The 7,671-nt window shown below is 62.8% G+C and carries 5 protein-coding genes and 2 pseudogenes; all 7 read right to left on the reverse strand.

Features of this window, described 5'->3' with window-relative positions:
• Window positions 1-788 (reverse strand): annotated as a pseudogene (locus EN964_RS17920) (hypothetical protein); the annotation flags it as partial.
• A 13-nt stretch (window positions 789-801) separates the two neighbouring features.
• The gene (locus EN964_RS17925; RefSeq protein ID WP_127269933.1) at window positions 802-2,196 is read right to left on the reverse strand and encodes a hypothetical protein; all 1,395 of its coding nucleotides are present in this window, start codon (window positions 2,194-2,196) and stop codon (window positions 802-804) included.
• Complete coding sequence (locus tag EN964_RS17930; protein WP_127266604.1) at window positions 2,193-4,679, reverse strand: hypothetical protein; 2,487 nt, start codon at window positions 4,677-4,679, stop codon at window positions 2,193-2,195. Before EN964_RS17930 ends, EN964_RS17925 begins: the two co-directional genes overlap by 4 nt.
• A gap of 4 nt (window positions 4,680-4,683) precedes the next feature.
• Complete coding sequence (locus EN964_RS17935) at window positions 4,684-5,100, reverse strand: hypothetical protein (protein ID WP_236383319.1); 417 nt, start codon at window positions 5,098-5,100, stop codon at window positions 4,684-4,686.
• A gap of 13 nt (window positions 5,101-5,113) precedes the next feature.
• Window positions 5,114-5,680, reverse strand: a complete 567-nt coding sequence (locus EN964_RS17940) for a DUF2163 domain-containing protein (protein ID WP_127266605.1) — start codon at window positions 5,678-5,680, stop codon at window positions 5,114-5,116.
• Window positions 5,677-6,288: a hypothetical protein gene (locus EN964_RS17945; protein WP_127276586.1), complete on the reverse strand. Its 612-nt coding sequence runs from the start codon at window positions 6,286-6,288 to the stop codon at window positions 5,677-5,679. The genes EN964_RS17940 and EN964_RS17945 overlap by 4 nt, the downstream gene beginning before the upstream one ends.
• Window positions 6,285-7,671, reverse strand: a pseudogene (locus tag EN964_RS37725) (hypothetical protein); the annotation flags it as partial. The pseudogene EN964_RS37725 and the gene EN964_RS17945, both read right to left, overlap by 4 nt.

Here is a 7,671-nt window from a genome sequence, read left to right on the forward strand (position 1 = left end):
GTCTTAACGACGTCGATAGCTTTCTGCAGCGTCAGGAATGCGCCACCAGCATTGTTCACAAGGCCTGTATTGCCGTTCGATCCGTCGGTGCGGACGAAGTAAGTTCGGCTTGCCGTCAGCCTCTCTCTTTTTTTCCCGGCCGCGATTTGCAGCAGATCGAGTTGCGTCATGGACAGGTCTTCGGGCGCGCCCGTGCCCGCAGTCGTGCGCCCCTTGACGGTGGCATTGGCCATGTTGGCGAGTTTGACGACGGGAATAGCGGGATTGGTGTTATCGATCGCGATTCCGGTACCGGGCGAGATGCTGCTGACGGGACCGCCCGCAGCCGCATCCGCTACCGGGAACGGCCCTTCCCATGCCGTGCCGGACCATCGGTAGAACGCGAAAGCGATGCCGATCTCGGCATGCAGGAAGAAGAAGCCTTCATCGTCGGACGTCAGGACAATGGCGTCGCGCTCGGCGATCGTGCCTGAGGCGTTGGGGTGAACCCCGACCAGCGACAGCGTCACGAGCACGCGCGACAGCGTGCGATTGAGGTCGACGATGTCGGCGGCGTTCGAATTCTCCAGCGCAATGGCGTAGGCCGCCCCAGCAGCGGTCGCGCCTGGCCAGGCGTAGGCCAGCGTCAGGTGCGTGTCGTCGGTGACGGACAGGATCGGAACGGCCACGCCAAGGCGCGTGAACATGCCGCCTGCGACAAGCCCGAGCGCCCACGCGGTACCGGTGCCGGTGACCACTGCATTGCCGTTCGTCACGGATACCGTGCCGGTGGAATAGATTGATGCCATTTGGATTTGCCCTTTAGTCGGGAACAGCGAGGACGAAGTAGCGGAACACCCAGCCGCTGCCGGCCGTGTCGTTGACGCTGAAGGTGATGGTGTGCGCGGCGGCGTCGTAGACCCACCAGTTGGTGAGCTGGAGCGTTACCCCGAATGCAGAGGACGCCCAGTTGGCGTTGATCAGAATGTCGCCGTCGTTGAAATTGGCGTCGGCGCCGACCTTCTGCAGAGCCGTCAGGATGATGGGCGGATTGTCCAGCGCCGGAACCGCAAGCGTGTAGGTTCGCGCCGGTGTCGAGACGCCCGGTGTCCCTGAGAACAGCATATCCGCCACCTTCCCATAGGCGACCACCGGGCAATAACGATATTCGCTCCACAGCAGGATGTCGGCCGGCACCGGTGGCGAGGCCGCGCCCGGGCGCAGCATCTTGATCTCGCCCTCATCGGTGAACAGGATCTTGCCGGAACCGCCCGTCGTCGGCACCTGCTGGTTCTGGACCATGACATTGTAGAAAACCGTGATCGACACGGCGTTTCCGTTGACGATCGTCAGGTTGTTTCCGGAAATCGAGGCATCGACAAGAAAGGCGCTCGAGGGTGAGGAGAAAGACGCCATGTTGCCGGCCGCCGCCCCGATAATATAGGGGATCGAACCATCCGGCACGTCGACGCCGAGGGCGATCACCTGCGTCTGTCCAGCGGTCAACGTCGTCGATCCCGTGGCGACGATCGTCAGGGGTCTTTGATTCTCATGGACGATGCACTGTGAGGCAATCGCCGTCCTGGCATCGACCGCGCCGCGAGAGATGCGCGCGTAGCCGCGCTTCTCGTCGACCACAAAGAAGCAGTTGCCGACGATGGGCGGTGTCGACAGGGCGGTATAGTCCCGGTCGCAGGGAAAGCGGGTGACGATCGACATGGCGCAATACGGACTGGCCACAGCGCCAAATTGCGAAACCATCTCGTCGGGATGGTTGTTCAGATTGTCATAGGCCGAGGTTGTCCGAATGCCGCTGTTTTGCTTGACCTTGGCCATCGAATTGGGATTGCCGTTGGTCAACGTGTCGTCGCGATAGATCCTGGCCTTGTTGTTCGTCGGATCGATGTAGCGATGCTCGATGATCGGCAGGAAGCCGTAATAGGCGATTGCCCGCGCCGCGTGGCAGAAGACGAAGCCGCCGCTCTCGCATTTGAGAACATAGTTCGACGAGTTGCAGCCGGCCGGATAGTAAGTCGTGACCGTGCGCGGCCAGATGATGATGTCGTCGATGTAGCTGTATTCGGTGTTGCGCGAATTGAAGCGGTGCTTTTCCCAATCCGTGTCCGGCGTCGACAAAGGATCGTAGGACGCATCGGCCATGATCTTGACCATCGGCACGCCGCTGCCGTCGAGCCCGATGAAGCCGCGCGTGCTCATGCGAACAGTTCGATCTTGGCTTCTGTGCCGTTGCCGGTGATCACCAGCTTGCCGTTGGCGGATTGCAGCTCTTCCACGATGGCCGTGCCGATCCGCGCGACCTGCAGCTTCAATTCGCCGCTTGCGAACACCAGGGGCGTGCCGTCGTTGGTTCCGTCAGTGACGACGAACTGATCAGCCTTGATGACAAAGCGCGAGAACGGCGCCAAAGGATTGCCGCCGGTAAAGCCGGCTTCCATGACATAGCCGGCATCGACCCAGACGTCGCCGTTGGTCGCGCGTACCTGCGCTATGAGGCGGGAGGTCACGTCACCGCTTCCGGCGGTGGCAATGAGCTGGAACAGCCCATCCGCCGAAATTAGGCCGACCGATGCTTCGACGGCCGTTGTGGCTGCTGCCAGCGCCACAAGCTCATCGTCGATCTCAGTGATCGACGCCTCGAGCAGCTGCTGCGCCGCGGCGGTGGCATTGCGGAAGCGAACGGCAACCGAGTTGTCCTTGGCAACGCGACCAGCGGCATCTACCGCGGCGGCGGCCAACTGATTGATGCGCTCTATGATGGCGACGCGCGTATCGGCGACAAGCGTGGCGAAGAGATCGTAGATGTCTTCCTGCACCTGACCGAGGCCGACCGACACGGCCGGTACCGTGGCCGCCGGCGTGTCGACGGTTGCCCAATCGGTGAAGAACGTCGTGCGCACCGGGCGCGTGATGATGCGATGGCGGTATTCGTAGGTTGTCGCCGCCAGAACGCCATCGCTGGTGATCAGCACCTGGTCGGGCACATTGGCGCGCTTGACGATGCTGTCGGTCTGACCCTGCGGCCGGTATTCGATGTCGATCGACACGACGGTGATGTCGGTGAACGCATTCCAGGTGAAGCGCAGGCCGGGGATTTTCTCCGCCGAACCGGCGACCTGCTGCGCTACGCCGAAGGCGAGGAAATTGGCGGCTTCGGTCTGATAGTCGGGCGGGCCGGGAAGCTCCGGCACCGGCGGCACGGTCGTGTAATCGGTGCCGTCGAAGATCTCGTCGCCGACTTCCTGCAGCTTCAGGTGGATGTTGCGCGCACCCTTGTCGCCGAGCGGCCCCAGCGTCTTTTCCAGCATCTGGAATTTGCGGGTGCCGAACTCCGCCGAATCCCATTCGCACCAGCGCCCGACCTTGGCATCGGCGAGGAACATTGGATGGATGACGATATCGCCATTGCCCTGGAACCGGCTGGCCTTGAAGGCGATGTCGGCCAGCCGGTCGGCGACCTCCGCCTTGTTGACCCCGCCGTATGGTATGGCCACTGCCAGGCGCTCGCCATCCTCGGCAAGAGCGACCTCGTCGATCCGCACCGCGAACGGCGTCTGCTCGAAGAAGGCGTCAGGATCGCGAAACGTGCCGGCCAGCGTGTTGATCAGTTCCGACTTGGTGCGCTTGGTCGAGAAACGGAAGGTCTCGTCGACCATGATGTCGTCGTCGGTGAAGGTGAGCACCGTCGATTGCGCGGCACCGACGATCGGGAACTCGCCGGAGGCGTCCTCGATCCACGTCGCCGCGCAGGCCTCGAACAGCGGCTGGATGTTCTGGTCGTGGGTCACGCCGGATCCTGCCGCGGCGATGACGCCGGCGGAATAGCGCTTCAGCAGGCCGATGCTTTCGTCGCAGACATTGGCGGCTAGCGTCCAGTCGCCGAGCGGCAGGCGCCCGGCCGGCACGCCCTTGCCGACCATCATTTCCGTGCCGTTGAAGAAGCCGCGCTCCAGTCCGTAAACCATCAGCACCGGGTTTTCGGAAAACTCCCATGTGTCCTGGTCATTCCAGCGATGGGCGCCACCGCCGCCAACGGTGCTGTCCTTGCGCCAATCGTAGAGCGGGGCGCCCTGCACCTCGAAAAAGGCCTCCCACGGCTGCTGCATCTTTTCGCGGTCGAGCTGCATGGTGACGACGGCATAGGCGATGCCGGCGCCACGATGATCCTCGCTCCAGCGGCCGGGCGGATTGGCCTGGTCGATCAGGCCGGCATCGGCCACCTGATCCATGGTGCCGAGATAGACCTTGACCCAGATTTCCCCGTCTATGCCCTGGACGCGGAAACCCTTGACCGGATCCTCGACGCCGCCGAGCGAGCGCCATTCGCCTTCGGCACGCACGCGGGTGACGCCGGTGATGCGGAAGTCGGAAAGCTTGTAGACGTCTTGAATGGACCGGTTTCCCGAGCCATAGGCATTGCGGTAAAGCTTCTGGCCGGCGGTGCCATAGACGCCGAGGCCGACCGTGCGCGCAAGATCCTCGCCATAGACCGTATCGAGCTGGACGGCCTGCGCCTGCGGTTCCTGTTGGCCGAAGATCGCGCCGAGGGCATACTTCGCCGCAAGACCGATGCCGAAGCGGGCGAGGCCGGCAAGGATGGTCGAGCCGCCGAGCCAGGAAGCGAAGCCGCCAAGGCCGACCGCGCTGGCAAGCGGCGCGATGATCGGGATCAGGAACGGCATGCTGTCAGCCGACCTTGAATGCGGATTTGATGGTCATCTGCGAGACGAAAGACAGACCGGACTCTGTTTTCACCGCAAAGCCGAGATCGGTGATGAAGCCTGCGCAGAGCACGCCGTTGCGCTCGACAACGCCGATATCGCCGCGCTGCGCCATCAGCCGGCCGACGGGCGGGAACAGGCTGGCCAACGCCATCTCGACATCGCCGAAGCCGCGCTTGCGCAGGATCCTCGCAGCGCCGGCTTCGGTCTTGTATTTGCCACGGATGTCGGCGGCAGGATCTGTGCCGGTGATCGCCTCGACGGCATCGGCGACGGTCAGCAGGCAGTCGGACACGCCCCACACGCCGGGTGTCGACTTGTGCTGGTTGACCAGACGCGCAAGGCGGCGGTCCCAGTCGGGCAACCGGGTGAGCTTGAGCATGATCAGGATTGCCTCAGTCGAAGGTGATGTCGAAGAACTCGTGCCGCACGGTGCTGGCAAATTCGAAGATGCGGTCGCCGGGCGAAACGAGCTGCTGATCCTGATGGCTGGCGGTGCGATAGCCGTCGCGATGGTTGGCGATGGCGCCGGAGCGCACATTGGCAATCAGCTTCTTTTCGCCATTGTCACGGGAATGGTCGACCGTATCGATGAAGCCGTAAGCGCCGGGCTCTGCATGCAAAAACGAGCGGTCATCGGGATCGAAGTAGAAGTCGAACACCGTCACCGGCGCATCCTTGTAGCCTTCATCCTCGATCAGCAGCAGCTTGTCGGGCGTCAGGCCGGAATCGCGCTTGGCGACCAGTTCGACAGTGAAGGTCGATGCGGCAGTGCCGAGGCCATAGACTGGCTCGGAGACGCTGATCAGCGAATTCGGCCAGTAGACCAGGCCGTCGACGATGATGTTGCCCTTGCCGTTCCAGAAGCCGTACGTGCCGGTCGTGCAGGCGATCTTGATGCCCGAGCGGATGACGGCTCTGCCTTCGGACAGGACGGTCTGCAGGCGGGTCGGAAAGCTCATTTCGGGATCTCGACAAGGGGAAAGGTCGCAACCGGCTTCGGCTCGTCGGGGATCGAGAACGACCCCGGCATGACGCGCATGTTGGCGACGGGGTTCTTGAACGTGATGACGGCGCCGGCCGTGATGTAGGCCGGCACGGCCGGCTCGACGGTGACGGTGATCGCGTTGCCAGCGGCGACGCCGCCGGTCTGGACGCGAAACAGCGCATTGTAGTCGCCTGTCGTCGCCGAGATCAGATCGCCGGCGCCGAGCGTCAGGCCATTTTCGACGCTGTTGATGAGCAGCGAGTTGCCGGTGATCGAGGCCAGGGCGCCGGGATTGGCCAGCGCGGCGGCACCGGCATTGCCCCAATAGGCACGCGGGATGCACATGTGCTTGGGCGTGTAGAGCACCGTTTGCAAGCCGCCGCGGCTGGCATCCTTGAACGCTTCGACCAGGAGCCGTTCCGAAGCCTTCAGCGGCTTGGTGCGCATCTGGATGGTCCAGTAGCTGTCGGCATACTCGACGAACGCCATGGCGCGCGTGCCGGAGCGCGAAACCGAGACCGATTCCACCAGCTGCGGATAGGCATGCTGGAAGCCGACGGCGGGCAGGGCAATCGCCGTCATCGCATCAGCCCCGTCGTCTTGGCCTCACGGATGGCCTTCACCACACGCGGGGTGAATTCCTTTTCGAATTTCTTCAGCGCGGCCGTCACCTGCTCGCCCGAATCGCCCTGACCGCCGTCCTGCATCTGGATGACAGGCGCAAAGCTAAGACTGATTGCTTGGCTGACGCCTGCGCCAGCAATCGACGGCAGCTTCGGAACGCTTGGAAGGATGGTGCCCGACTGGTGGGGCACAAACAGCTCAGGTCGCTTCTCTCCAACGATGTAGGGCTTCCCAGCGGTAACCGGCCCTCCCTTGGCTCGAAGACCGAGGGCGGAGATGATGCCAGGATCACTTCCCCCGCCGCCACCAAGGCCGATGGCGCCCAGAAGGCCGCCGAGCAAGCCGCCGCTGCCGCCGCTGGCGCTGTTCGCCTGCAGGATTGCATCAATCAAATCTTCCTCGATCTTGTCGATGATCTTGTCCAAGGCATTTAGGGCAACATTGGCCAGATCGTCCCAACCGAGCTTTCCGTCATCGAGCGCCGAGCGCAGATCGCCGAACACTCCCTTTAGAACGTCCCTCTGTAGGTCTTGAGCTTCCTGCGCCTTGCGGAGTTTATCGGCTTGGTCAGCATAGGCTTCGGAGACGTCGTCAATCGCCTTGATTTGGCTAGGCGACAATTTCGCATTTTGCCAGTCCTGGTCTCCCTTGCGGCGAGCCTCCTCACGGACCTGCTTCAGGGCCTCTTGTTCGAGGTCCAACGCGACTTTGCGCTTTTCCTGTTCTTTGAACGTGAGACCTAGAGCGCTCTGTTCTTCAAGCAGTGCGGCGGTTCGGTCCTTCACGGACTGAATGTCTTCGTCGAAACGGTCGTCTGCTGTTTTGCGGGTGCTGCCTTTCGTCGGCGTCGGCGTGGCGCCGCTTCCGTTTCCGAAGCCGTTGGGCTTGCCGGCCGCGATCTTGTTTATTTTGGCAACCTGGGCGTCAAGCTTGTCGGCAGCAGCGCCGAAGACATTAAGGCGTTGTTCGGCGTCAGCGATGTCGTATTTGAACGGTGTGAACTCCATGCCCGTGTACTGCTTGAACGTATTGTTCCTTTGAACGGCGGCGTCAAAGTCTGCCTGCGCCGCCTGCTCCGAAGCATGGGCGGCTTCCGCCTGGGTGGCTATCAGTTGCCGCAATGCAGTGATCTGGTCATAGGTCGCGTCGGTCGCGCCCTTCAGCGCTCTCTCATTGGTGGCGATCGCGTCATTTAGGTTTGAGGCCGAGCCTTTTGCGCTGCCCTGGCTTTCATAAAGTAGGAACAGCGCAGCGGCGGCGGCGCCGGCAACGAGACCAAGGGGGCCGAGAGCGGCCGTGAATGTGCCTGCAACGAGTGTTCCGGCGCGCATGGCGGTGAGG

It is taken from the genome of Mesorhizobium sp. M7A.F.Ca.CA.001.10.2.1 (assembly GCF_003998575.1).
Taxonomy (GTDB): domain Bacteria; phylum Pseudomonadota; class Alphaproteobacteria; order Rhizobiales; family Rhizobiaceae; genus Mesorhizobium.

Excerpts from the sequence above, each read along its gene's own strand:
- EN964_RS17925 (WP_127269933.1), bottom strand. The coding sequence starts at position 2,196 with ATGAGCACGCGCGGCTTCATCGGGCTCGACGGCAGCGGCGTGCCGATG.
- EN964_RS17930 (WP_127266604.1), bottom strand. The coding sequence starts at position 4,679 with ATGCCGTTCCTGATCCCGATCATCGCGCCGCTTGCCAGCGCGGTCGGC.
- EN964_RS17935 (WP_236383319.1), bottom strand. The coding sequence starts at position 5,100 with ATGCTCAAGCTCACCCGGTTGCCCGACTGGGACCGCCGCCTTGCGCGT.
- EN964_RS17940 (WP_127266605.1), bottom strand. The coding sequence starts at position 5,680 with ATGAGCTTTCCGACCCGCCTGCAGACCGTCCTGTCCGAAGGCAGAGCC.
- EN964_RS17945 (WP_127276586.1), bottom strand. The coding sequence starts at position 6,288 with ATGACGGCGATTGCCCTGCCCGCCGTCGGCTTCCAGCATGCCTATCCG.